A 23038-nucleotide genomic window follows, 5' to 3' on the forward strand; every position below is an offset into this window, starting at 1 on the left:
CTTTGTCAAAACATGAAATAGCGTTGTGCCATCGGTAATTCGTCTGCGGGCTCACAGGTGAGAAGCTCGCCATCAGCCCGTACCTCATAGGTTTCGGGATCGACTTCAATGATGGGTGTCACGTCGTTGTGAATCATATCCTTTTTGCTCACTGATCGGCAGCCTTTGACGGGTTCCACACGCTTGTTCAAGCTTAGCATCTCCTTGATTCCTGCATCTGCTGCGGCTTGGGAGACAAAAGTGATCGACCCTTTGGCAAGTGCACCGCCGTAAGCACCGAACATCCTTCTGCCGAATACGGGCTGCGGCGTAGGGATCGATGCGTTGGGGTCACCCATCTGGGCGAAAGTGATCATACCGCCCTTGATAACCATCTCGGGCTTTACCCCGAAATAGGCCGGGTTCCAGACGATCAGGTCTGCCAACTTGCCAACCTCCACGGAACCGACGAGATGGCCTATGCCGTGAGCGATAGCTGGATTGATCGTATATTTGGCGACATACCTTTTGATCCGATCATTATCGGACGGGGAGCCTGAGGTCAGTTCAAGTTTGCCTCGCTGCTTTTTCATCTTGTCGGCAGTTTGCCAGGTGCGAATAATGACTTCGCCAACCCGGCCCATCGCTTGCGAATCGGAACTGATGATGCTGAATACACCAAGATCATGCAAAATGTCTTCGGCCGCGATCGTTTCGGGACGAATACGTGAATCAGCAAAAGCAACGTCTTCAGGGATAGACGGGTCCAGATGGTGACAAACCATCAGCATATCAAGATGTTCTTCTACGGTATTGCGTGTGTAAGGACGTGTTGGGTTGGTCGAAGAGGGGATGACGTAAGACTCTCCGGCAGCGCGAATAATATCCGGCGCGTGTCCGCCGCCAGCACCTTCTGTATGGTAGGTGTGGATTGTGCGTCCGTTAATGGCCGCCAGTGTATTTTCGAGAAATCCGGTCTCGTTCAGCGTATCGGTATGAATGGCTACTTGAACATCATGTTCTCCGGCTGCGGTCAGACAGGCATCGATAGCGCTTGGCGTTGTGCCCCAATCTTCATGCAGCTTCAGTCCAATGACACCGGCTTCAATCTGTTCAATTAATGGAGCGGTGCTGGAACTATTGCCTTTACCTAGATAACCGATATTCATGGGAAATGCCTCTGCGGACTCCAGCATCCGGTGAATGTGCCAGGCTCCGGGTGTACAGGTGGTGGCTTTGGTGCCAGTTGCAGGTCCTGTACCGCCGCCGATCATGGTTGTTACTCCTGAAGATAATGCCGTTTGAATCTGTTGTGGACAAATAAAATGAATATGGGTATCAATGCCTCCAGCGGTCACAATCATGCCTTCTCCGGCAATGATTTCGGTCGATGCGCCAATAACCAGCGCGGGATCGACTCCATCCATCGTATCCGGGTTGCCGGATTTGCCGATTGCGCAGATGAGGCCATCGCGAATACCGATGTCCGCTTTGACAATCCCCCAATGATCGATGATGACGGCGTTGGTAATGACGGTATCAGGTGTGCCATCACTGCGAAGGGCAGATGTGGACTGACCCATCCCGTCACGAATAACCTTACCGCCACCGAATTTGCTTTCATCCCCATAGACAGCGTAATCATGCTCAATCTCCGCCCATAGTTCCGTATCCGCCAATCTGACGGCATCCCCGGTTGTAGGCCCGAACATGGACGCGTATTGTTCGCGGCTCATTCGTTTCATAAAGGGTCCCCTCCGTCCTGCATAGGGGGTGCAAATGTCTTCAGAAATGTTTCCAGTTTCTGTGGATCAGGTGGCTGATCTGCCGATCCTTCGGTTAATCCGTTAAATCCATAAATCTGACGTTTGCCACCGAATGTGGTGAGTTCGACCGGTTTTTCTTCACCAGGTTCAAAACGAACAGCGGTGCCTGCCGGAATATGCAGACGGTGCCCAAAAGCGGAAAGGCGATCAAAGTCCAGCGCAGCATTGACTTCATAGAAGTGAACGTGAGAACCGACCTGAACGGGACGGTCGCCGCGGTTCAGTACAATCAGACGCACGGTTAAGCGATCGGGATGACAGACGATCTCATCATCCTGTTTTAAGCGATATTCACCTGGGATCATGGAGTTCTCCTGCCTTTCTCAGCGTATAGGTTCGTGGACAGTGACCAGTTTTGTTCCGTCAGGAAAAGTGGCTTCCACCTGTACCTCAGGAATCATATCGGATACACCTTCCATGCAGTCTTCGCGTGTCAGGATCGTGCCGCCGTATCTCATCAACTCTGCAACACTCATCCCATCGCGTGCACGTTCCATGAGTTCGGAGGTCAACAATGCGATAGCTTCAGGAACATTCAGTTTAAGTCCACGTCCTCTGCGTTCGCGGGCGAGGTTAGCAGCCACGGTAATCAGGAGTTTTTCTTTTTCCTGCTCAGTCCAGTGCAAGGTAATCCGACCTTTCCCTTAGATAGTCTATGTCGTCATGGATCATGTTATATGTTAAATATACTCACACAGGGTGGACCCTTTGTCAATATGGTTCCAATTATATTAGCAGCATGCATGAAATGAGTATGCATAAAATAAAATTATGTAAGCATTATTGACACGGTGAGTGTGACCCTCCATAATTTGGATCAACGAACATTTCGGACATATATGACCTTAATGTTCGTCAATAGACTAAAAAAAGGGAGTGTAGGCTATTGAAGAAGAGGACGGTCAAGTTATGGAGTGTTTTGCTCGGTGCAGTCATTGCGTTGACAGGATGTGTGGAGGGTGGAACGCCGCCGGAAGCATCGGGCTCTGGTGGGGCGGGAGAATCAACTTCGTCCGGAGAACCGATTAAGGTAGGTGTTCTTCACTCCCTAAGTGGAACGATGGCAATCAGTGAAGTGTCGGTTAAGGATGCGGAGATGCTTGCCATTGAGGAGATCAATGCAGCGGGCGGAGTTCTGGGTAAACAGATCGAGCCAGTGGTTGAGGACGGAGCTTCCGATTGGCCTACATTTGCTGAGAAAGCAGGAAAGTTGCTGCAGCAGGATAAAGTAGCCGCTGTATTCGGCGGATGGACCTCTGCGAGTAGGAAAGCGATGCTGCCAGTGTTTGAGCAGAACAAGGGTCTCTTGTTTTACCCGGTGCAATATGAAGGATTGGAATCGTCCCCCAACATTTTTTATACAGGAGCCACAACGAATCAGCAGATCGTTCCATCCGTAACCTGGTTGCTGGAGAACAGGGGCAAGAAGTTTTATCTGCTTGGTTCCGATTATGTTTTCCCAAAAACGGCCAATCAGGTCATCAAAGCCCAGCTGGCAGCTGAGGGTGGCGAAGTTGTAGGGGAAGAATATACACCGCTGGGACATACGGATTACAGTACGATTATCAGCAAAATCAAGGCTGCCAAGCCGGATATTGTATACAACACGCTGAATGGAGACAGCAATGTCGCCTTTTTCAAACAATTAAAGGATGCCGGGATCTCTTCGGAACAGTTGACAACTCTGTCAGTGAGTGTGGCGGAGGAAGAAATTCGGGGGATTGGTGCGGATGTGCTGAAAGGGCATTTGGCTTCGTGGAACTATTATCAAACGACAGATACACCTGAAAATAAAACGTTTGTAGAGAAATATAAAGAAAAATATGGAGCTGACCGGGTGACGGCCGATCCGATTGAAGCGGGATATGTGGCCGTTTATCTGTGGAAAGCAGCCGTGGAAAAAGCCGGATCAACTGATGTCGAAAAAGTGAAGGAGGCAGCCAAAGGTCTGGAATTCGATGCGCCGGAAGGAAAAGTGACGGTGGATGGAGAGAACCAGCATATCTACAAAACGGTGCGGATTGGTGAAGTGCAGGAAGATGGACAGTTCAAGGAATTGTGGAACTCCGGAGCACCCGTCAAACCTGATCCGTATCTGAAAACGTACGATTGGGGCGCTTCCCTTAGTACCAAATAGCATGGGCATCTCACGTCAGAACTGCTGAATAAAAGACGAGGGTGAGACAACACACCCTCTTACAACATCACGGTAAAGCGTTGATGCGAAACGAAAATTGATGTCTTGTATAAAATTTCAGATGTTCACAGCATGAGGAGGGAAAGGCGATGGATATGTTTGTCCTGCAAATGTTCAATGGGTTAAGCATCAGCTCCATCTTGCTGCTGATTGCATTGGGACTCGCGGTTACATTTGGATTGATGAATGTCATTAACATGGCTCATGGTGAATTGATCATGATCGGTGCTTACGCTACATATGTGACGCAAAACCTGTTCATTTCGTATGCTCCGCAAGCGTGGTTCGATGTCTACTTTATTGTGGCTCTGCCTATCGCCTTTGGTGTGGCGGCTCTTATAGGCTGGTTGCTGGAAGTGGTGCTGATCAGGCATCTGTATGGGAGGCCGCTCGATAGTCTGCTTGCTACATGGGGCGTAGGCATGATGCTGCAACAATTGGCCCGAACGATATTTGGGGCGCCAAATGTAGGGGTATCCAGTCCGGCTTGGCTCAACGGAGGTCTGACCATAGCGGACGGTATTGTGTTTCCGTATAAACGTCTTTTCATTATCGCGCTGGTTTCTGTTGTACTGCTGTGCATGTATCTGTACATCTATCGGACTTCTTCCGGGAGACGGATGAGGGCCGTGATGCAAAATCGAAGCATGGCGGGCTGTCTCGGGATTTCCACCAGACGGGTGGATGGCATGACCTTTGCGATTGGTTCGGGCATTGCCGGCATCGCTGGATGTGCATTGACACTCATTGGCCCGATTGGCCCTTCGCTGGGGACGTATTATATCGTAGATGCGTTCATGGTGGTTGTACTGGGCGGTGTGGGGAAACTGGTGGGAACCGTGTGTGGTGCGCTTGGAATTGGCATGTTCAATACGTTATTTGAAACGTATACCTCAGCCTCTATCGGTAAGGTGCTGGTATTTGTCTGTATAGTAGCTTTTCTGCAATGGAAGCCGCGTGGGCTCGTTGCCATACGGACTCGGAGTCTGGATTAATGCGAAGAAGGGGGTTATATGATGTCGGCACTTCTCAAGACGGGTAGTCTGAAAATGAAGATCATCTGGGCGGTTGTCCTGATCATGATGTGTCTGGCTCCACTCATTTCCACGGAATTCCGGCTTAGTCTATTGGCGAAATTCCTGGCACTGGCCATTCTGGCGATCGGTCTGGATTTGATCTGGGGATATGGAGGGGTGCTTAGTCTGGGCCATGGTGTATTCTTCGGACTTGGTGGGTACGCCATGGCGATGTATCTGAAGCTGCAAGCCAGCGGTACAACACTTCCAGACTTTATGGGATGGAGTGGTCTTAGTGGTCTGCCGTGGTTCTGGGAGCCGTTCAGGTCATTCCCAGTGGCGCTATTGCTGGGCATTGCCCTTCCGGCATTGCTGGCCTTTGCCCTGGGGTGGTTCACGTTCCGTAACCGGATCACCGGTGTGTATTTTACAATCCTGACCCAAGCGTTAGTCCTCATTACCGTAACGTTATTTGTGGGCAAACAGGAATGGACGGGAGGGACCAATGGTATAACGGGATATAACGCGATCTTTGGTTTTACCCTTCATTCGGCAGGGACAACGATTGCTCTCTACTATATAACGCTTGCCGTTCTGGTGCTCGCCTACCTGCTTTGTCGCCGGGTTGTGAACAGCAGGTTTGGTCAGGTGCTTGAAGCTGCGCGGGATGGGGAGAATCGGGTTCGCTTTCTTGGCTATGACCCGGCAGGGTTCAAGACGCTGGCTTTCGCCCTTTCCGGAGCGTTGGCGGGAGTCGCAGGTATGTTATTTGTGCTCCAGGTAGGGATCATCTCACCTTCCATGATGGGGATCGTGCCATCAATTGAAATGGTATTATGGGTTGCCTTGGGCGGGCGTGGGACGCTGATTGGTGCGGTAATCGGAGCTGTGGTACTGAACGCAGCCAAAACGGGCATCAGTGAAGCTTATCCGGAAGGTTGGTTGTTTGTCATTGGTGGGCTCTTTGTAACAGTGGTCTTGTTCATGCCGAATGGACTTGTTGGTGTATATCGTCATGTGGTGCGCTTGCTGAAACGGAGAGGAGAGGTTGTGCATGTTCCAGTCAATCAGGAAAAACCAAAAGTCTACTGACGTTCCGGTAGTTCTAGTCGCCGAGGAAATTACGGTGGCATTTGGCGGTTTTGTTGCGGTCAAAGGTATGAATCTGAAGCTGCATGAACATGATCTGCATTTTCTGATCGGCCCCAATGGTGCGGGGAAAACAACGATGCTGGATGTGATTTGCGGCAAAACCAAGCCCTTGTCCGGTACAGTGAAGATGGCGGATGGTACGGATCTGACACGTCTGAAGGAGCACCAGATTGTTCGAAAAGGGGTAGGGCGCAAGTTCCAGGCTCCATCGATCTTTGCTGGTCTGACCGTGCAGGAGAACCTAACGCTGGCTGCGGAGACTCGTCGTTCTCCTTTACAGGCTCTGGGTATTCAACGGTATTCAAAAATAAGTCCGGCAATGGAGCAGATTACGCTCCAGATTGGTCTGCAGGACCGTGTGGACGCACGTGCAGGTGCTCTATCACATGGGGAAAAGCAGTGGCTTGAGATTGGCATGCTGCTGCTGCAGGAACCCCGTGTATTGCTGCTGGATGAACCGGCAGCGGGGATGACGGACGAAGAAACACACAAGACGGGTCGCCTACTGCAGGAGATTGCGCGAGAAAGGTCTGTTGTGGTAGTGGAGCATGATATGGAATTCGTCCGCGAGTATGCAGCCAAAGTGACGGTGATGCATGAAGGCAAACTTCTTAAGGAAGGTACGATGGCGGAAGTGCAGGAAGATCCGAGAGTGGCTGAAGTCTACCTGGGCAAAAGGAGGGATGACCATGCTGTCGCTGCAACGAATTGAGTCCGGCTATGGGGAAAGCAATGTGCTGCGCGGTGTGAATCTGGATGTCGAGCCAGGTCAGGTAGTATGCCTGATGGGACGTAATGGTGTGGGGAAAACCACCTTGATGAAGACGTTGATGGGGCTTCTTAAAACGCGCAAGGGAAGTATTCAGTGGAAAGGTCAGGAATTATCCACCCACGATCCGGCCAAACGGGCCAGGTCGGGGATTGGATATGTGCCGCAGGGGCGGGAAATATTCCCGCAGCTTACGGTAAAAGAAAATCTGCTGCTGGGTCTGGAGACAAGTGCAGCGGGTGTAAAGATGTTCCCGGAGGATGTACTTGCGATGTTTCCGGTGCTTGCCACGATGTATGGACGGCAGGGTGGTGATCTAAGTGGTGGGCAGCAACAGCAGTTGGCATTTGCCCGCGCACTGGCTGCCCGGCCGGGATTATTGCTTCTGGATGAACCGACAGAAGGTATTCAGCCTTCCATCGTAGAGGACATCCGGCAGGTCATTTTGCAAATTAAGGAAAAGGGTGAGATCTCCATCTTGCTGGTGGAGCAAAGCATTGATTTTGTACGCGGTGCTGCAGATTATATCTATGTAATGGACAAAGGGGCAATTGCACTGCAAGGAGCACCGCGAGAGCTGGATATGTCGCAGTTTGAGCACCATCTGTCTGTCTAGCTAAGGTTCATGGCGTAGGATGAGTTCAGGAGCGTTTGTCCAGAATGTTGGAGTACTTCGGATATAGTCTTCGGATGCAATCCGGGCAGATATCATGAGTGAATTCGGCATGGGTGTGCTTCTCCAAATAACTTTCAACAGAGTTCCAGCTGTCCTGTTCATCCTTAATCTGTTTGCAGACAGCGCAGATGGGAAGCAGTCCACGCAAAGTGCGCACTTCAGACAGAGCCTTCTTCAATTGGCGTTCTGTCTGTTTCTGTTCGGTAACATCCGTGTGTGCAATCAGTGCAAGATCAGACAGCAGGGATGGGTCGGCCTGAATCAATGGGGTGAGTTCCATACGGAACCATCGCTGTTCGCTGTGAGCAGTTTGAACGGAGATATCGTATGTATAACTGTCTTTAAAAGGTGCAGTGATACTTTTCAACTCCTGAACAATCTTCGCATTTTTTGCTTTCTCCTCGCGTAATGTCCACCCCTCTACAAGATGAAGGTAATGAGGCGGTTCAGGTGCTGTTCTGGAGGGGCTTGTTACGCTCTGTTTGGGAAGCAGTTGCCCAAGTCCATGTTGCCAAGCGGTGTTGCAGCTTCGAATGATCCAGTTGTGATCGACGATGATAAGTTGGTGTTGAATGGACTGGAACGATAATCTCTCCAGATCGGATATTAAGTATCTCATGAAATGAGCTCCTCCTTGGCAGAAATCTTATCTTAAATCATCTGGAATTTCCAAGATGTCTGCGACCTGGTTCCTGAACCGGGTTGCTTTGCGGGTACCGTGAATGAGATTGGACAGACGATATGGCGGAATGCCATACTGTTCACAAAATGTCTTTTGGTCGACCTGGAGTTCGGTTAGTCGTCGTTTAATGGCCCATCCGAAAGGAGTCACAGGTTTCTTTTTGTTCAAAAGGGTTCACCCCTCGTTGGAATGTAGTGTTCAGCTGGTTATTCTTGGTGTAAAATATATAGATATGCGAGCTGTATGTTTTATTATATACGCATTTGCGTCATCTAACAATTAAAAAAGACGGAAATAAGTGTATTTTAATGTGTTAAATGGCGTAAATGCGTTAAATAGACAAAATAAATGACATAAAAAACACGCCAGCAATGAGGTTGCGGCGTGTTTTTTTATATTTTACTGTGTGAGGAGGTGGGTTGTGTGAAGAAAAAGGGGATGGGAATTAGGCTCTGTATGCGTGAAGCCCTGCTCCAAGCATGTGAAAGCTTGGAAACAACGTTTTCATGGACAATGAGGTCGGTTGTACCGGTCCATCCGCAGCGGAGGCGCTGACGGTATCCCATTCATGCTCCAGGTCTGCGGCCAGGCGAACCAGCAGGTCCTGGGTTGTATCGGTGTTAAGGGGAATCACTTTGGAGGCTTCGGTTATGCAGGCACTCATGGCTGAATGCAGATAACCAAGGACCGCCTCCTCGACAGGGATTTCGAGGTGGTGGTTAATCCAGGCGTGAACAGTGGGGAGACAGCCAACAGATTCATACTTAGCCAGCGTTTGTTCGAGATGGCTAAAATCAATCCAGGGGTGTAGTGCGCGAGCTAGCTTAATTAGTCGTTTGCCCATAATGGAGGCATGTTCTCTAAGATTGACTGGGGTGCGCTGGACATGAACGAGTTTGTCGATGAGGGCTGTACGCCATGCGTCCTTGTGATCTGCGGCGGTGTATATGCCTTTAATCGCCATACCTTCCAGACGCACGATGCTGGGATGCAATTGACAGCGCATGAATGATTCGAGATCTTCAACACTACGAATGGTACCTTCAGCGATATGGGCATCCATACCGAAGGAATGGGTGAACCCTCCGACCTGGATAGAGGAATCAAGCAGTTTGACATAATCGAGCAGCTTATTCCCACGGTTCACAATCTTTCGCCTCCTACGTTCGTTAAATGTTATGTTAAATAACATTTATACTCCTTTTTGGTTCGCTTTATGTTTGTAAATCCGAATTATATGATATATATATTCACATAAATATCCGCTTTTTGTCAATAGTTTCTTTGTTTTTTGAATATTAAATCTATTTAGTGTTATTTTATATAACTTTATGAGTTACTTTATACTAAGGGATATGAAGGATGGTAATACAAATAAAGTAGAGTGATCGGCCTAATCGGGTATACAAACGGGATTAAATTTAATCATATGCACTTCGTAGGAGAAAATGACGAGATTATACGATTTATGGAAGGAAAAGCGCAGTTAAAATGATATTAAGAAAAATGCTTTACTTTTAAACATGAACCGGGTATAATCAATTTTGTTGCCGATTATTTACGACATGCGGTCGTGGTGGAATGGCAGACACGCTATCTTGAGGGGGTAGTGGGTGTATACCCGTGGAGGTTCGAGTCCTCTCGACCGCATCATAAGAACGATAAAAAAGAAGCTTCCCGTATGGGAAGCTTCTTTTTTTTGTTTTATTTACAGTACAGATGGGCCAGACAAAAAAAGGTCACCCGTTTCCCCTGAATGCATGCTCATTCTGTCTGCTGGGGTCGGATGGCCTTTACTTGTTATTTAAGCAATTCTTTGATGTCCGCTTCAATTTTATCAGGTGTTGTTTTGGGAGCATACCGTTTCAGAACACGTCCGTTCTGATCCACAAGGAATTTGGTGAAGTTCCATTTGATGGCTTTGGAGCCGAGTACGCCTGGCGCTTCTTTGGTAAGGTGCTGGAAAAGAGGGTGAGCGCTTGAACCATTCACATCGATCTTCTCAAACATCGGGAAGCTAACACCATAGTTCATCTGGCAGAACTCGGCAATATCATCAGAAGAGCCTTTTTCCTGTGCAAACTGGTTGCTTGGAAAACCAAGAACTTCGAATGGGGAGTCTTTAAACTTATCCTGAAGCTCTTGCAGACCTTTGAATTGAGGTGTGAGGCCGCATTGGCTTGCTGTATTCACGATAAGCAGTACTTTGTCACGATAGTTGGACATTTCAACTTCCTGACCGCGAAGGGTGTTTACTTTGTAGTCGTAGACTGACATGAAAATCGCCTCCATTTCATATTCTTCTTTCTTCTATTATATTGATTACAATTAAATAATGCAAAATTAATATTGCTTTTTTAACTCAATTTGAAGCTGTCGTGTATGATCTGTGACTGATTTGCTACCTGAATTTCGCTAAAGAGAGAATTAGAGAGCTTTGATGAGATGGGTAGAGAATGGATACGTTGTAAGCGCTATTATTGATGTGAAATGGCAAAAATCCGTCGATTCGGTGATCTGCGCAGACTTTACACCAATATGGCACGGGTGTATGATTCATATCGTAATTCCAATTTAAATTAAATTTTACATGAAAAACGAAACAAACGATAATATCGCTCTGATTAATGATTATAAAAGAACGATGTTTTAATCGCTGAGTTTCCATTCATTCATGGGTGGGAAACGGGGGAACCAACAGGATGAACTGTCCAGGACAGTAGGCATCCATGGGGTGAATTTTCCGGTGACAGCCGGAAATAGGGCGACTCTCGCGCCCGAATCCGTCAGCTAACCTCGTAAGCGTTAAAGGGAGAGGCAACAAGCCGTACGCTGGTTCATAGTGTCTTTTTGCTATGGATTATTGAAGAAGCGTCCGGGAGGCCTTGGTCCCCCACGCTTCTTTTTTGTTGTCTTTTCACGCCAAGGGAGGAACGAATGATGGATAAAGAGATGATCTTAGTGACTGCTCCAAATGAAGCAGGACGTAAATTTATCAAATTGCTGATGTACAAAAAAATGCCGTTTGCCGTTCTGACCAACAGTGCAGGGGAAGAGCGCAGGCTCCGGAGGATTGGTGTGGAGCATGTCATTCGCATGAACACAGCTGCTGCTCAGAAATGGTTTTTGCCGCAAGGTAGTGTCGGCAATGTTTTTATTTTTGAAAATAGCCTAAACCTGACCTGTCGATATTTACAGATCTGCCGCTCCTGGACATCCAAGTCCCTGTGTGTCATTACGGAACAAAGCCACCCCAAAGGGATCTATCGGGGAATGGGAGCAGACCGTATTGTATATTCCTTGAATGGGGAAGTTGGGTTTCTACTGAATGGCTAGTGGCTAGTACTATTCCTGTGATTGATCCAGTGTCAGCTGCCTGTTATAATTGAAATCATAAATAAACGGAAACTTGAGGAGACTCATGCATGTTGGTGGGTCTTCTTTTTTATGGTTTGGGAAATAGGGATATGGATTTCCTGTGGCTAACGAGGAGGAATAGGCGTGCCGGATGTACGTGGAATACAATGGTTGTTCTTTGATGTGGGGGATACGCTCGTGGACGAATGGGAGCCGGTAGATGATATTATCGGTCAGTTCGTTCGTGAAGCTTGTGCGCTTGGTTATCAGGTGGAGATGCAGACGGTGCGAGAACTATTTGCCGCCTCCTACCGAAATTACGAGCAATGGCCGATGAAATTGGCTATTCGTACCCTTATCAGCGACGAGGGGCACCGGGAACAGATACAGGAGAAGCTGAAGTTCCGCAAAGAGCTTGAGCGCCCCTTCGCGTCAGCCGACGCTGTTCTCCAGACGTTGTCGCAAAACTATAAGATTGGTATCATTGCCAATCAGAGTCCGGGGACGGAAAATCGGCTGGATAGCTACGGCTTGCGCAAGTATGTGGATGTGCTGGCCTGTTCGGCTGAAGAAGGAGTGTCCAAGCCTGATCCTGAATTGTATGCTGTAGCGTTGAAACAGGCGGGATGCAAACCTGAGGAAGCGGTCATGATCGGCGACAGGATTGATAATGATATTATTCCGGCTAAGAAGCTGGGTATGCACACGATCCGGATTTTGCAGGGTTATGGCAGATTCCAGCCGGAGCTTGCGGATGCAGAGCGTCCAGACTGGACTATTGAATCACTGGAGGAACTTCTTCCTTTGTTAATGGTAACTCAAAATTCAGACAACTAAATAAGAGCAGTATTTATGAACTATTCGGTATAATTAGGCTGCTGCTCTAACATATAAAAGGCTGATCGTCTCAAGGGGTACGTTACTTGAGTTGATCAGCCTTTTTGAGTTAGACAAAATACGGCGTAATTCCGTTTAACCTAGAACAACAGAATGGTCTGGATAATCAGATACACATTCAGGACAACGATAATTCCGGCAATGATCCAGGAGATGATTTTGAGCCACAGCTTGTTGGCAAAAGCCCCCATGCTTTTTTTGTCACTCGTAAACATTACCAGCGGAATGACGGCAAAGGGTAGCTGCAGAGACAGCACAACCTGGCTAAGAATCAACAGTTCTTCTGTTCCGTGCTCTCCAGCAATGGCTGTTACGATGACGGCCGGGATGATAGCGATCAGACGTGTAACCAGTCGACGAAGCCACGCTGGAATACGAATGTTCAGGAAGCCTTCCATTACAATCTGTCCGGACAACGTGCCGGTGAGTGTTGAGTTTTGGCCTGAAGCCAGCAGGGCTACACCGAACAGGATGCTAGCGATGGTGGTTCCCAGCAGAGGTGTCAACAGATGGTAAGCATCTGTAATTTCCGCCACCTGGGTCATACCCGCACTATGAAACACGGCAGCAGACACAATCAGGATGGCTGCATTAATGAACAGAGCTAGCGTTAAAGCGATGGTTGAATCCATGGTGGAATACAGAATCGCTTCTTTTTTTCCTTTTGGTGTCTGTTCAATCTGACGGGTCTGCACAATGGAAGAATGCAGATACAGATTATGGGGCATGACGGTTGCGCCGATAATCCCGATGGCGATGTAGAGCATAGCCGGATTTTGCAAAATCTCGACATTCGGTACGAAACCATGCATGACGCCACCCATATCTGGTTTAGCGAGAAACAGGTCAATCCCGAAGCAGAGGGCGATGGTAGCCATTAGTACAATTACGAGGGATTCCAATGCGCGAAAGCCTTTATTTTGCAGCAAAAGAATGACCAGTACATCGACAGCGGTAATAATGACGCCGTATAACATGGGGATGTTGAACAGCAGCTTGAGCGCGATGGCTGAACCAATAACCTCGGCAAGGTCAGTGGCTGCAATCGCAAGCTCACACAAAATCCATAATACGATCACAACAGGCATGCTGAATCGTTCGCGGCAGGCTTGTGCCAAATCCCGTCCTGTGACAATCCCGAGCTTGCCAGCGAGAGACTGTAACACAACAGCCATCAGGTTTGAAATCAGAATAACGGATAATAACGTGTATCCGAATTGTGAACCACCGGCAATATCCGTTGCCCAGTTCCCAGGATCCATATATCCAACGGCAACGAGGTAACCCGGTCCAACAAAAGCAAGGAACTTTTTCCACCAAGCAGCGTTCTGAGGCACCTTCATGGAGCTGTGGGCTTCCCCGAGAGATGGGGCCATGCCCGCAGCCAATGGCTCATTTGAAGGAGTGTTGAACGGATTTTTTTTACTCATAATATAATCACCCGACTTTGAAGTATTGATATTCTATATGAAGAGGAACGGTGTCATTCCTTTGATTAAATTGGAACATTGAAACCAAAATCTTAAAAGCGTAATTAAACGACTTCACATATGTCTAAACGTTTATGTTGATACTTACATTGTACTCCTTCAATTATTTTTGTCTAGTGCAACTTTTGTGTATGAGGACAAAAATTACCGGAGAGTGAATTGTGCCTTAGTATATTACCCAACCCTGGATAAATTACCTGTGTTCATCCCCAATGCATGAAAAAGATAAAGATGTAAAAGCTGAATAAGGAGCAACAACGTTTCAAAATGAGCCAGAAGTTTAAATTGAATTGTAGGCAACAAAAAACTTAAAGGTGAAGGAGAGATTCTTAATGGAAGCTTTATATACAGCAACAGCGACAGTTAAAGGTGGACGTACAGGTTCGGTGGCTTCTTCGGATGGCGTGCTCAAGCATGATCTGAAAATGCCAAAAGAACTTGGAGGCTCCGGTGGTGAAGGAACCAATCCTGAGCAGCTCTTTGCAGCGGGATACGGTGCATGTTATGAAAGTGCTCTTGCCAATGTGGCACGCAAAGCAGGCGTGAAATTGGAGAATGTGGTGGTCACAAGTAATGTATCCATCGGCAAGGATCCGGCAGATGATGGTTTCCAACTGTCTGTACGTTTGGATGTGAGCATGCCTGGCGTGGATCACAGTCAAGCAGAGGATCTTGCACGCAAGGCACATGATTTCTGTCCTTACTCCAAAGCAACACGCGGCAATATTGATGTGGTACTTAATGTAGTTTAAGACCTGACTCGTAGGAGTAAAGGGAACATATAGAGCAGGGTATCTTTGGATACCTGATGTTCGAGTACAAGACCCTGCTGGCCTTCGGCAGGGTTTTGTATTTTATAATACAGATGAGATGCAGGAGATTGCATGTTGAACAGCGTACTATTTTACATAATCTACTCTTGCTTGAAGTCATACATTCGAATAAGGGGGAACGACAATGAGTATTGAAGAGATGATAGAACGACGATTTGTATGTACCAAATGCAGGGGTACGGATTGCAATATTAAGGAAGTATCCATGTCAGGAGCAGGACTTAGCAAAATGTTTGATATTCAGCACAATCATTATCTCTTCGTCGCCTGTTCTTCCTGTGGATATGTAGAAGTATTCGATCCGGATGTGTTGAAAGGGAAAAAACAGGGTCAGGTGGGTACCATTCTTGATATTCTATTTGGTGGGTAAATGTGCGTGAGTTGACATCGAACTAAAATTTCTTTAATATGATTTAGTACTAAGAAGTGTCAATGCATGAACCAAATTTGAATTAACAGGTGATATCCATGTCTTATAGACCGCGTATTGCAAATTTAGAATTAGCTAGTGGCAACAAGGAAGACGGATTGTATGAATTTAAAATGAAATTGGTAGACGGTACACAATGCCGTGTATTCTACTCCCATTCCCCGGAATGGAAGCTGACCAATATCAGCCGTCTACAGAAAACACCTTGTCCGGTATGTCGCAAAGATTTCATTTGCAAATGCATGGACCAGTGGGCTGGTGACCTGCACCAACAGATGATCGACGACCAATGGATGGAAAAGGCAATTGCCGAGTAATTGCCAAAACAGATACGAGCGTGGGCATAGAGCCTGCGCTCTTTTTCTATTTTCCGTTTTACTTAAATAAAATGTGAAAAAGCGACCGAGATGACTCAAAACGGGTAAGTTATGCTAATAGCACACATGAGGAGGCCACGATTATGACAGTAAATCAAACGGATCAGCATCAGGGACACCCGATTGTGCTTGTGGACGGAGTCTGTCATTTCTGCCAAGGATTAACGAAGTGGATTATCAAGCGTGACCCTGAGGGGAAATATCATTTTGCATCACTCCAATCGGATGTAGCGAAAAAATTGCTGGAGAAGGGCAATCTGTCCACGGACAGCATGGATACTTTTGTACTCATTGAGGATGGAAAATATTATACACGTTCAACCGCAGCGCTGCGTCTGGCCAAAGGTTTGAAATTCCCTTATCCATTATTGTACGTGTTGATTATTGTACCGAAATTTATTCGAAATGCCATATATAACACTGTAGCTCGCAACCGATATCGCTGGTTCGGTAAAGATGAAGCGTGCATGCTGCCTACACCTGAAATTAAGGATCGATTCCTTTGAAAGGCTGAAGTGTGACATATTTTATCGGTGACGATTGATTAATAACGGAAATAATTGGGTAATGAGTACGGATCAACTCTATTTTGGGAGGCAAATAACTTGAAGAAGTGGACTACATTAATTATTGGGGCATTATTAGCAGTAAGCATGACAGCTTGCAGTAGCGATGCAGATAACAGTACAGCAACGCCGCCAGCTGGAAACGAAACGTCTAACGAGGGGAATACAACTGCGGAGCAGGAGACAAAGATCCCTACATTGGACGAGTTAATTGAGAAAACGAATGCAGCTACTAAAGATATGAAAAGCTTCACTACGGAAGCCAATATCGATCAAAATTTGAAACTGGTGGCTGGTGAGCAGTCCCAGGATCAACAGGTGAAAACATCGCTGAAGATGGATATCATCAAAGATCCGATGATGATCTATCAGGAGATGAAGATGGAAATGTCCGGACAGGAAGCACAGAATGTGAAGCAGTACATCACTTCGGATAACATTTATTCGCAGGTGGGAAACCAATGGGTCAAAATTCCTGACGAACAAACGAAACCACTGATTGAGCAGATGAAGGCAAGCATGAATCCGGAAGGTGAACTGGAGCAATTCAAAAAGATTGCCGAAGACACCAAGATTACGGAAGAAGGCGACAACTATGTCATTAACGCTGACGTATCTGGTGATAACGTGAAGGAGCTGGCCAAAGCGGTCATGGAACAAAACGGATCAGATGCCCAAACTCAAGCGATGCTTGATCAAATGAATATTACCAGCATGAAAATGAAATATATGATCAACAAAGAAACCTACCTGCCTGCAAGTACGGATGTCAACATGGTTATGAATATGGAGCAGGAAGGACAGAAAATCTCGATGGACATGAAGATGACCAGCACGTTCTCTAACCATAATGGCGTGAAAGAGATTAAAATCCCGCAAGAAGCATTGGATAGTGCTAAATAATAAGCGCAAGGCTAAGCGGGTGTGATTCTCTCTGATGAGAAGTTAACCTGGTAAAGTTGCTTATGATGTGGATCTTCTGGAGAAGGCACTTCTGATATGAATTTGTGTGAACCGACAGGTTCGCTGAATTCAATCAGGGGTGTTTTTCTTTTTTTGTATGCGTTGTGGTCAGAGTCCAAGGTGTTATAGTATAGTCGTGTAAGCGATTAAATTTAGAGTTGATGGGAAGTTGAAGGAAGGCTATTTCAGGCAGGAGGTCAAAAGAAATGATTGAATATGCACATATACACCATGTGAGTTTGGCTGTACGTGATTTGGAAGTTGCGAAGAAATTCTATTCCGGTTTGCTCCGTATGCAGGAGATTGAACGTCCGCCTTTCAACTCCACAGGCACTTGGTATGCCCTTGGTAGTCAGCAGCTTCATCTATTACAGCATCCGCAGGGACATACGCTTCGTGAGGCTGGCATCGATACAACAGATGGACATTTTGCGATCTGGGTGAAGAGCTACAGAGAGACTTTGGCCTGGCTGGAACAGCAGGGAATTGAATATGAGGCAAGACCAGATAGTGTTGCCGGGTTTGCACAGATTTTTGTACTTGATCCTGACCGCAATATTATTGAGTTCGATGCCCCTTATCATTCTTGAATGATTTGCGTTTGAATAAATCCCTTGCTCCTCCAGAAATTGTATGCTATATTATCCATACATTCATAGCACGTGACGGAAGCACCGTCCATACACTGCATATTTTTGCGGTTATTGGACGGTGCTTTTTTGTGCTTTTTTTCAGGGAGGGGAGAAGAAGTGATTGTTCTTAAGGCAGTGCTGGCTTCTAAAGACAGAGAGTATATCAGCGCCTGGCTTGATTTTGTACAAGGCAGCCCGTCCGGCTCCAGTATACGGTTTACCGCCTTTTCACAATGGGAAGCGTTCAGGGATCACATGAACGAACAGGAAGGCAGGGAACTGCCGGATCTGGTGATTGCGGAACCGGAATTTCTGAACAACTGGCTAAGTCACGGTGGCGAAACCTCGGGTATTCCATGGTTGATGCTTAGTGAAGGATTAGATGAGGTGGATGAGGATAAACGGCTGATGAAATATCAACCATTGCCTACGCTGATGGACGCTGTTCTTAATGCTTGTCGGCAGCCGCGTCGGAAGAAGGCCCATCGTCCAGGACAGGAGACGCTTTCTATTGGAGTTGTATCAGCCTCCGGCGGGAGTGGCAAAACGGCGGTGGCGATGCATATGGCGAAGCAACTGGGGCTTGCAGGATATGCTGTTCTGTATCTCAATCTGGAGACGCTGGATAGCTCAATGCCATTTCTGGAGAAGGGTATGTCTAGAAGTGGGCAGCGTATAACTGATGCAGAAACAGGGCTTTCACGTCTGCTATACGATTTGAAGGTGGGCAGGAAAGAATCAGGCAAACAGGGACAAGTGCAGTCTTCCTCCAAAGGGGTGGATGGATACGTGCTTCGTCACGAAGCGCTAAAGTCGGATGTATTCTGGCCGTTATCGAATCGGAAGGAATTGCTGCAAATGTCCCGTGAAGATACGAAGAGTCTGATCCGTTATTTGGGGGACTGTGGGCAATATGATGTGCTCATTCTCGATGGGGACTCAGGTTGGGATGGACGCAGTGAGGGGATTTTCGATGCTGCAGGTGTGTTCGTGTGGCTGGTTGAGGATGACATCTCTTCCATGCACCGCTGGGGTCAATGGATGCAGCATATGGAGCGTACGTGGCCGGATCTGCATGAAAGTGTACTGGATCGTGCCCGCTTCATTGTCAACAAGTATCGGGGCAGCGTCATCAATGCCTTGCCAAGACCTGATCTGCATCTGGATGCTGTACTGCCGTATATCCCTTCCTGGAAGCAGCTAAGCCAGGAGGAAGTGATGCTCAGCTCACCGATCTTTCAACGCGAAGTGAAGAGGCTATGCGCCCTGATCCTACAGGATGGGGAAGAAGAACTGAAGCAGACAGGACGAATCCAGAAGGGTGATGGTTGGTCACTATGACGGATTCATCCAAGATGATACTGGACCGTGAAGAGCAGTTTCAGATCATGCGTCGCGAGGTTAGGGCTGGCCTCGATTTAACGTCGTCTGCGGGAGACGAAGAACTGTGGCAGGGAATTGAGCGTAAAGTGCTCTCTGACCCGAAACTGGATGATCTGACCTCCGGGGAGCGTCATACGCTGGTACAACGGTTATTCGACTCCTTTCGAGGGCTGGATATTCTGCAACCCTTGGTGGATCATCCCGAAATTACGGAGATTATGATTAACAGCCACCGGGAGATTTTCGTTGAGCAGGAAGGTGAAGTCAGACAGATCACGCTGGAGTTCGAGTCCAGGGAACGACTGGAAGACATTATCCAGATGATTGTATCCGGGGTGAACCGGATTGTGAATGAGTCTTCTCCAATCGTGGATGCGCGGTTGAAAGACGGCTCTCGGGTCAATATCGTGTTGCCTCCTATTGCATTGAAGGGTCCGACTATGACGATTCGGAAATTCCCAAGTGAACCGATGAAGATGTCCGATCTGATTGGTAAAGGTGCCCTGCATGAGAAAGCGGCAGAATTGCTGCAGCAGTTGGTACGCAGCAAATACAATATTTTTATCGGCGGCGGAACCGGGTCGGGGAAAACTACTTTCCTAAATGCATTATCTCAGTTTATCCCGGCGGATGAACGGATCATCACGATTGAGGACTCTGCTGAATTGCAGATTGTTACGGTACCCAATCTGGTATCGATGGAGACGCGTAATGCCAATACCGAAGGCAAGGGGCAAATATCTATTCGTGATCTGATCAAGTCATCCTTGCGGATGCGTCCAAATCGAATTGTCATTGGTGAGGTGCGGGGGGCAGAAGCACTGGATATGTTGCAGGCCATGAACACTGGACATGATGGCTCGTTGTCAACGGGTCACGCCAATACGATCTCCGATATGATCAGCAGATTGGAGACCATGGTGCTCAGCGGAGCGGATCTTCCCATTGCGGTTGTCCGGCAGCAGATCAGCTCGGCCATTGATATCTTTGTACATTTATCCCGGCTGCGTGATCGTTCACGTCGGGTGACCGAGATTAGCGAAGTGATTGGCATGCAGGACGGAGAAGTACTGCTCAATCCACTGTTTCGTTTCCAGGAAATCGAAGAAAAAGAAGGCAAGATTATTGGCGGACTCGTGCAAGTTGGAACACTGAGACAAGTGGATAAAATTCAGATGGCTGGGCTAGCGGAATGGTTGAACGAGTACATAGAACGCAATAGTGATGAGTTGAATGGATCGGATAACAACGTGAAATAGTCGATTTTATTGGTAGGTGATGAAGTTGGGTGAGGCCAGACAAGCGTTAACGGACTACACCGTATATACGCTATCTCGAAGACAGCGGATTGTCTGCATGCTGATTAGTGGTTTGTTGTTCTTTGGTGTCGGTATTCTGTTCTATCATCAGTGGTTGGCCGGACTGATATTGGCTGCGGGGTGTATATGGGTACCAAAACACTGGACAAAAGTACTGCTGGAACGAAGAAGAATGACTCTCAGTTTACATTTTAAGCAGGCATTATATGCGTTGTCCTCTGCGCTGGCTGCGGGAAAATCAGTAGAGAACGGTTTTAAGGAATCAGTGGAGGATCTGCGCATGCTCAATCCTGAGGCGGATACAGATCTCATTCGTGAATTCACCATTCTGAGGACGCGGATGGAATATGGTCAGCCCATTGAAGAGGCGCTGCAAAACTTCTCGGATCGGGCCAAAATTGAGGATATCACAAACTTTGCCGATGTGTTCATCACATGTAAGCGAACGGGTGGAGATCTGGTCGAAGTGGTAAGGCGAACCTCGGCGGTAATTGGTGAGAAGCTGGATATTCAGCAGGACATCATGGTAGCGGTGGCACAGAAGAAGTTTGAATCTAAAGTGATGTTTGCCGCTCCATTTATTTTTCTGATTTTTCTAAACTTTACGGCCAAGGATTTTATGGAGCCGTTATACAGCGGGATGGGATATATGATCTCCAGCGGGGCATTGGCGTTACTTGCCTGCTGTTATTTGTGGATTACACGCATTATGGATATCAAAGTATAAGGAGCTGACACGATGCTGCTTCCCGTTATTTTCGGAGGGGTGCTCGGAGCAGGGTGGCTGGTGCTTGATCGAACGCGAGGGCAGACCTACCGACATTTGCGCAAACTGGATATGGAAGGAATACGTCTGAAGAAGCTGCATGGCCCCTTTTTGTTTTTACTGGACAAGTTCGAGGTGGGCCGCAGATTGCCTGTGCTCATGTTCCGTATGCAGCATGCCATTCAGAAAATGTATGGCATACAGCATAGTGGAGAGAAAACGATGCTCTACTGTGCTGAGATGCTGACTTATTCGTGGCTGATGTTGCTCGTAGGCTGCCTTCTGGCGCTCGTTGGGGACATGGGGCTTGGGGGTATGGTAGGTGGATTGGCACTCGGTGCTGCACTGCCCTTTGCGCTCTACAAAGATCTTAACACCAAAGTACAGCGAAGAGATCAGGACATACTCATGGAGCTGCCAGAGTTATTGAACCGAATTGTTCTGCTAGTTGGTGCGGGAGAAACGGTGCAGCGTGCAATTGTTCACTGTGTAGCCAGTCAGGGAGAACGGAATCATCCTCTCTATAATGAGCTGCGAAAGACGGTCGGGGATTGGAACAACGGTTACTCGTTTCAACAATCCTTTGAACAGTTCAGTCGTCGCTGTGGTGTACAGGAAGTGACGATTTTTACAACAACAGTGCTGCTGAATTTCCGGCGAGGGGGAGGTGACTTTGTACTGGCGCTGCGTGATCTGTCCCATGTGTTGTGGGAGAAACGCAAGGCTGTTAGTCGGGCTAAGGGAGAACAGGCTTCTTCCAAACTGGTGTTTCCGATGGTACTGATCTTTTTTTCGATTGTGGTGATGATCGGGGCACCGGCTTTTATGATGATGAATATGTAGGAGGAATTGGGGATGCTGGAATTGATGAAAAGCAAGGTAACTGGATTTTGGAAGGAAGAAGATGGGCTTGGTACGCTGGAGCTTATTCTGATCATCGGCGTTATTATCATTATTGCATTAATATTCAAGAAACAAATAACTGAACTAATTACGAGCCTCCTTAGTAAAGTGGACACGAAAAGTAATGAATTTTTCCCGGGTTAGTAGATTCAAAAAGGAAGAAGGGAGCTTCACCATTGAAGCCTCCCTGGTCTTCCCTATTGTGTTGTTTATTCTCGTGTTGCTTTTATTTTTCTCCATGTACATGTATCAAAAGACATTTCTGAACCAACATGCGTATGCAGCTTCTGAACGTGCCGCCTACAGCTGGGACAACAGCTACAAGCAGGCGATGACGGGTGAAGTTGTGGCTGGGGAACATGACAACTTGTACTGGAGACTGACCGATGATCGATTGCTCGGAGCACTGTTTGGTTGGGCGGGAGCGGACAATGAGGTTGTTGTGTCTGTACCCGCAGGAGAAGGTGGAAGTTTATCGGAAAAGAAGCTGTCCCAAGCAGCACAAGGCATGCCTTCTGGTATGAACGGGACAATTGAATACCAGAACTCGCTGATCCAGCGAAAAGTTACAACCAAGCTGGAGCAGGTGATTTCTTTACCGCTGCCTTCTTTTTTGTTTGATTCAGGTAACAATGTGCTAACACAAGGTTCATCTGCAGTTGTAGAACCGACGGAATTTATCCGAACGGTGGATCTGGTCCGTTATTATGCAGCCAAGTTTAAAGGCAAGGGCGGAGCCGCATCCAGTACTGCCGCTGAAGCGGGACAGGTTGTACAGCATTTTGGCAAAACCAAAAAATGAGGAGAGGAGGAGGAAACACTGTT

General features: G+C 47.5%; 27 protein-coding genes, 1 tRNA gene, 1 pseudogene and 1 riboswitch. Of the genes and pseudogenes, 21 read left to right on the forward strand and 8 right to left on the reverse strand.

Translation table 11 applies throughout. The features are described from left to right. Window positions 1–5: 5 nt before the first annotated feature. The 3 genes from ureC to BLS14_RS17755 are packed head-to-tail and all read right to left on the reverse strand — an operon-like array spanning window position 6 to window position 2431. Window positions 6–1724: an urease subunit alpha gene (ureC, locus tag BLS14_RS17745; protein ID WP_090953181.1), complete on the reverse strand. Its 1719-nt coding sequence runs from the start codon at window positions 1722–1724 to the stop codon at window positions 6–8. Then, on the reverse strand, window positions 1721–2110 hold the full coding sequence (locus tag BLS14_RS17750) for an urease subunit beta (protein WP_063564431.1): 390 nt from the start codon (window positions 2108–2110) through the stop codon (window positions 1721–1723). The genes ureC and BLS14_RS17750 overlap by 4 nt, the downstream gene beginning before the upstream one ends. Before the next feature lie 18 nt (window positions 2111–2128). Then, window positions 2129–2431: an urease subunit gamma gene (locus tag BLS14_RS17755; RefSeq protein WP_063564430.1), complete on the reverse strand. Its 303-nt coding sequence runs from the start codon at window positions 2429–2431 to the stop codon at window positions 2129–2131. Between the two features lie 260 nt (window positions 2432–2691). On the opposite strand from BLS14_RS17755, the gene urtA reads away from it, so the two are divergent. The 5 genes from urtA to urtE all read left to right on the forward strand — a co-directional run bounded on the left by urtA (window position 2692) and on the right by urtE (window position 7555). Beyond that, window positions 2692–3942 (forward strand): urea ABC transporter substrate-binding protein, encoded by a 1251-nt coding sequence (gene urtA, locus BLS14_RS17760; protein WP_064640007.1) that lies wholly within the window; start codon window positions 2692–2694, stop codon window positions 3940–3942. A gap of 149 nt (window positions 3943–4091) precedes the next feature. Next, window positions 4092–4997 (forward strand): urea ABC transporter permease subunit UrtB, encoded by a 906-nt coding sequence (gene urtB / locus BLS14_RS17765; RefSeq protein WP_072734293.1) that lies wholly within the window; start codon window positions 4092–4094, stop codon window positions 4995–4997. Window positions 4998–5015: 18 nt separating this feature from the next. Continuing rightward, entirely contained in the window at window positions 5016–6110 is a 1095-nt protein-coding gene (gene urtC / locus BLS14_RS17770) for an urea ABC transporter permease subunit UrtC (protein ID WP_063564427.1), read from the forward strand. Continuing rightward, a complete protein-coding gene (urtD, locus tag BLS14_RS17775; protein WP_090953183.1) occupies window positions 6073–6882 on the forward strand; it encodes an urea ABC transporter ATP-binding protein UrtD in 810 nt (269 codons plus the stop codon). The genes urtC and urtD overlap by 38 nt, the downstream gene beginning before the upstream one ends. Beyond that, complete coding sequence (gene urtE, locus BLS14_RS17780) at window positions 6860–7555, forward strand: urea ABC transporter ATP-binding subunit UrtE (protein WP_090953185.1); 696 nt, start codon at window positions 6860–6862, stop codon at window positions 7553–7555. Before urtD ends, urtE begins: the two co-directional genes overlap by 23 nt. Before the next feature lie 25 nt (window positions 7556–7580). Here urtE and BLS14_RS17785 read toward each other — a convergent pair whose 3' ends face one another. From BLS14_RS17785 to BLS14_RS17795, 3 genes are all read right to left on the reverse strand, one after another. Then, on the reverse strand, window positions 7581–8234 hold the full coding sequence (locus BLS14_RS17785; RefSeq protein WP_063564424.1) for a nitrogen regulation protein NR(II): 654 nt from the start codon (window positions 8232–8234) through the stop codon (window positions 7581–7583). A gap of 27 nt (window positions 8235–8261) precedes the next feature. After that, window positions 8262–8465, reverse strand: a complete 204-nt coding sequence (locus tag BLS14_RS17790; RefSeq protein ID WP_063564423.1) for a hypothetical protein — start codon at window positions 8463–8465, stop codon at window positions 8262–8264. Between the two features lie 277 nt (window positions 8466–8742). Continuing rightward, window positions 8743–9444: an urease accessory protein UreF gene (locus BLS14_RS17795; RefSeq protein ID WP_072734289.1), complete on the reverse strand. Its 702-nt coding sequence runs from the start codon at window positions 9442–9444 to the stop codon at window positions 8743–8745. 420 nt (window positions 9445–9864) lie between these two features. Here BLS14_RS17795 and BLS14_RS17800 point away from each other — a divergent pair. Next, a tRNA-Leu gene (locus tag BLS14_RS17800) sits at window positions 9865–9947 on the forward strand. Between the two features lie 106 nt (window positions 9948–10053). Next, window positions 10054–10119: pseudogene (locus BLS14_RS33585) on the forward strand (hypothetical protein); the annotation flags it as partial. Here BLS14_RS33585 and BLS14_RS17810 read toward each other — a convergent pair. Then, window positions 10098–10574 carry a glutathione peroxidase gene (locus BLS14_RS17810; RefSeq protein ID WP_024629320.1) on the reverse strand — a complete coding sequence of 159 codons (477 nt, stop codon included), beginning with the start codon at window positions 10572–10574 and terminating at the stop codon, window positions 10098–10100. The pseudogene BLS14_RS33585 and the gene BLS14_RS17810 overlap by 22 nt on opposite strands. Window positions 10575–10941: 367 nt before the next feature. Continuing rightward, a riboswitch (cyclic di-AMP (ydaO/yuaA leader) is annotated at window positions 10942–11117 on the forward strand. 120 nt (window positions 11118–11237) lie between these two features. Between BLS14_RS17810 and BLS14_RS17815 the strand changes: the two genes are divergently transcribed. Further along, window positions 11238–11633, forward strand: a complete 396-nt coding sequence (locus BLS14_RS17815; RefSeq protein ID WP_024629322.1) for an HAD family hydrolase — start codon at window positions 11238–11240, stop codon at window positions 11631–11633. A gap of 165 nt (window positions 11634–11798) precedes the next feature. Beyond that, on the forward strand, window positions 11799–12491 hold the full coding sequence (locus BLS14_RS17820) for an HAD family hydrolase (RefSeq protein WP_176854590.1): 693 nt from the start codon (window positions 11799–11801) through the stop codon (window positions 12489–12491). Between the two features lie 140 nt (window positions 12492–12631). Here BLS14_RS17820 and BLS14_RS17825 read toward each other — a convergent pair whose 3' ends face one another. Beyond that, window positions 12632–13927 (reverse strand): Nramp family divalent metal transporter, encoded by a 1296-nt coding sequence (locus BLS14_RS17825; RefSeq protein WP_090953393.1) that lies wholly within the window; start codon window positions 13925–13927, stop codon window positions 12632–12634. Window positions 13928–14373: 446 nt separating this feature from the next. Here BLS14_RS17825 and BLS14_RS17830 point away from each other — a divergent pair, with 446 nt between their 5' ends. From BLS14_RS17830 to BLS14_RS17885, 12 genes are all read left to right on the forward strand, one after another. Then, complete coding sequence (locus tag BLS14_RS17830; protein WP_063564421.1) at window positions 14374–14793, forward strand: organic hydroperoxide resistance protein; 420 nt, start codon at window positions 14374–14376, stop codon at window positions 14791–14793. A 205-nt stretch (window positions 14794–14998) separates the two neighbouring features. Further along, entirely contained in the window at window positions 14999–15244 is a 246-nt protein-coding gene (locus BLS14_RS17835) for a zinc ribbon domain-containing protein (RefSeq protein WP_024629326.1), read from the forward strand. A gap of 98 nt (window positions 15245–15342) precedes the next feature. After that, window positions 15343–15621, forward strand: a complete 279-nt coding sequence (locus tag BLS14_RS17840; RefSeq protein ID WP_024629327.1) for a hypothetical protein — start codon at window positions 15343–15345, stop codon at window positions 15619–15621. Between the two features lie 143 nt (window positions 15622–15764). After that, complete coding sequence (locus tag BLS14_RS17845) at window positions 15765–16187, forward strand: thiol-disulfide oxidoreductase DCC family protein (protein ID WP_063564420.1); 423 nt, start codon at window positions 15765–15767, stop codon at window positions 16185–16187. A 99-nt stretch (window positions 16188–16286) separates the two neighbouring features. Beyond that, a complete protein-coding gene (locus BLS14_RS17850; protein ID WP_079695286.1) occupies window positions 16287–17150 on the forward strand; it encodes a DUF6612 family protein in 864 nt (287 codons plus the stop codon). A 266-nt stretch (window positions 17151–17416) separates the two neighbouring features. Next, window positions 17417–17800: a VOC family protein gene (locus tag BLS14_RS17855; RefSeq protein WP_063564418.1), complete on the forward strand. Its 384-nt coding sequence runs from the start codon at window positions 17417–17419 to the stop codon at window positions 17798–17800. A 159-nt stretch (window positions 17801–17959) separates the two neighbouring features. Beyond that, window positions 17960–19183: a nucleotide-binding protein gene (locus BLS14_RS17860; RefSeq protein WP_090953190.1), complete on the forward strand. Its 1224-nt coding sequence runs from the start codon at window positions 17960–17962 to the stop codon at window positions 19181–19183. After that, window positions 19180–20484 carry a TadA family conjugal transfer-associated ATPase gene (locus BLS14_RS17865; protein WP_090953192.1) on the forward strand — a complete coding sequence of 435 codons (1305 nt, stop codon included), beginning with the start codon at window positions 19180–19182 and terminating at the stop codon, window positions 20482–20484. The genes BLS14_RS17860 and BLS14_RS17865 overlap by 4 nt, the downstream gene beginning before the upstream one ends. A gap of 19 nt (window positions 20485–20503) precedes the next feature. Further along, window positions 20504–21271, forward strand: coding sequence for a type II secretion system F family protein (locus BLS14_RS17870; RefSeq protein ID WP_063564416.1), 768 nt, complete (start codon window positions 20504–20506; stop codon window positions 21269–21271). 12 nt (window positions 21272–21283) lie between these two features. Then, window positions 21284–22153, forward strand: coding sequence for a type II secretion system F family protein (locus BLS14_RS17875; protein WP_063564415.1), 870 nt, complete (start codon window positions 21284–21286; stop codon window positions 22151–22153). A gap of 12 nt (window positions 22154–22165) precedes the next feature. After that, complete coding sequence (locus tag BLS14_RS17880; protein ID WP_072734282.1) at window positions 22166–22357, forward strand: Flp1 family type IVb pilin; 192 nt, start codon at window positions 22166–22168, stop codon at window positions 22355–22357. Next, a complete protein-coding gene (locus BLS14_RS17885) occupies window positions 22338–23015 on the forward strand; it encodes a TadE/TadG family type IV pilus assembly protein (RefSeq protein ID WP_090953194.1) in 678 nt (225 codons plus the stop codon). The genes BLS14_RS17880 and BLS14_RS17885 overlap by 20 nt, the downstream gene beginning before the upstream one ends. Window positions 23016–23038 lie beyond the last annotated feature (23 nt).

Origin of the sequence: Paenibacillus sp. OK060 (genome assembly GCF_900101205.1) — a bacterium.
Taxonomy (GTDB): domain Bacteria; phylum Bacillota; class Bacilli; order Paenibacillales; family Paenibacillaceae; genus Paenibacillus; species Paenibacillus marchantiae.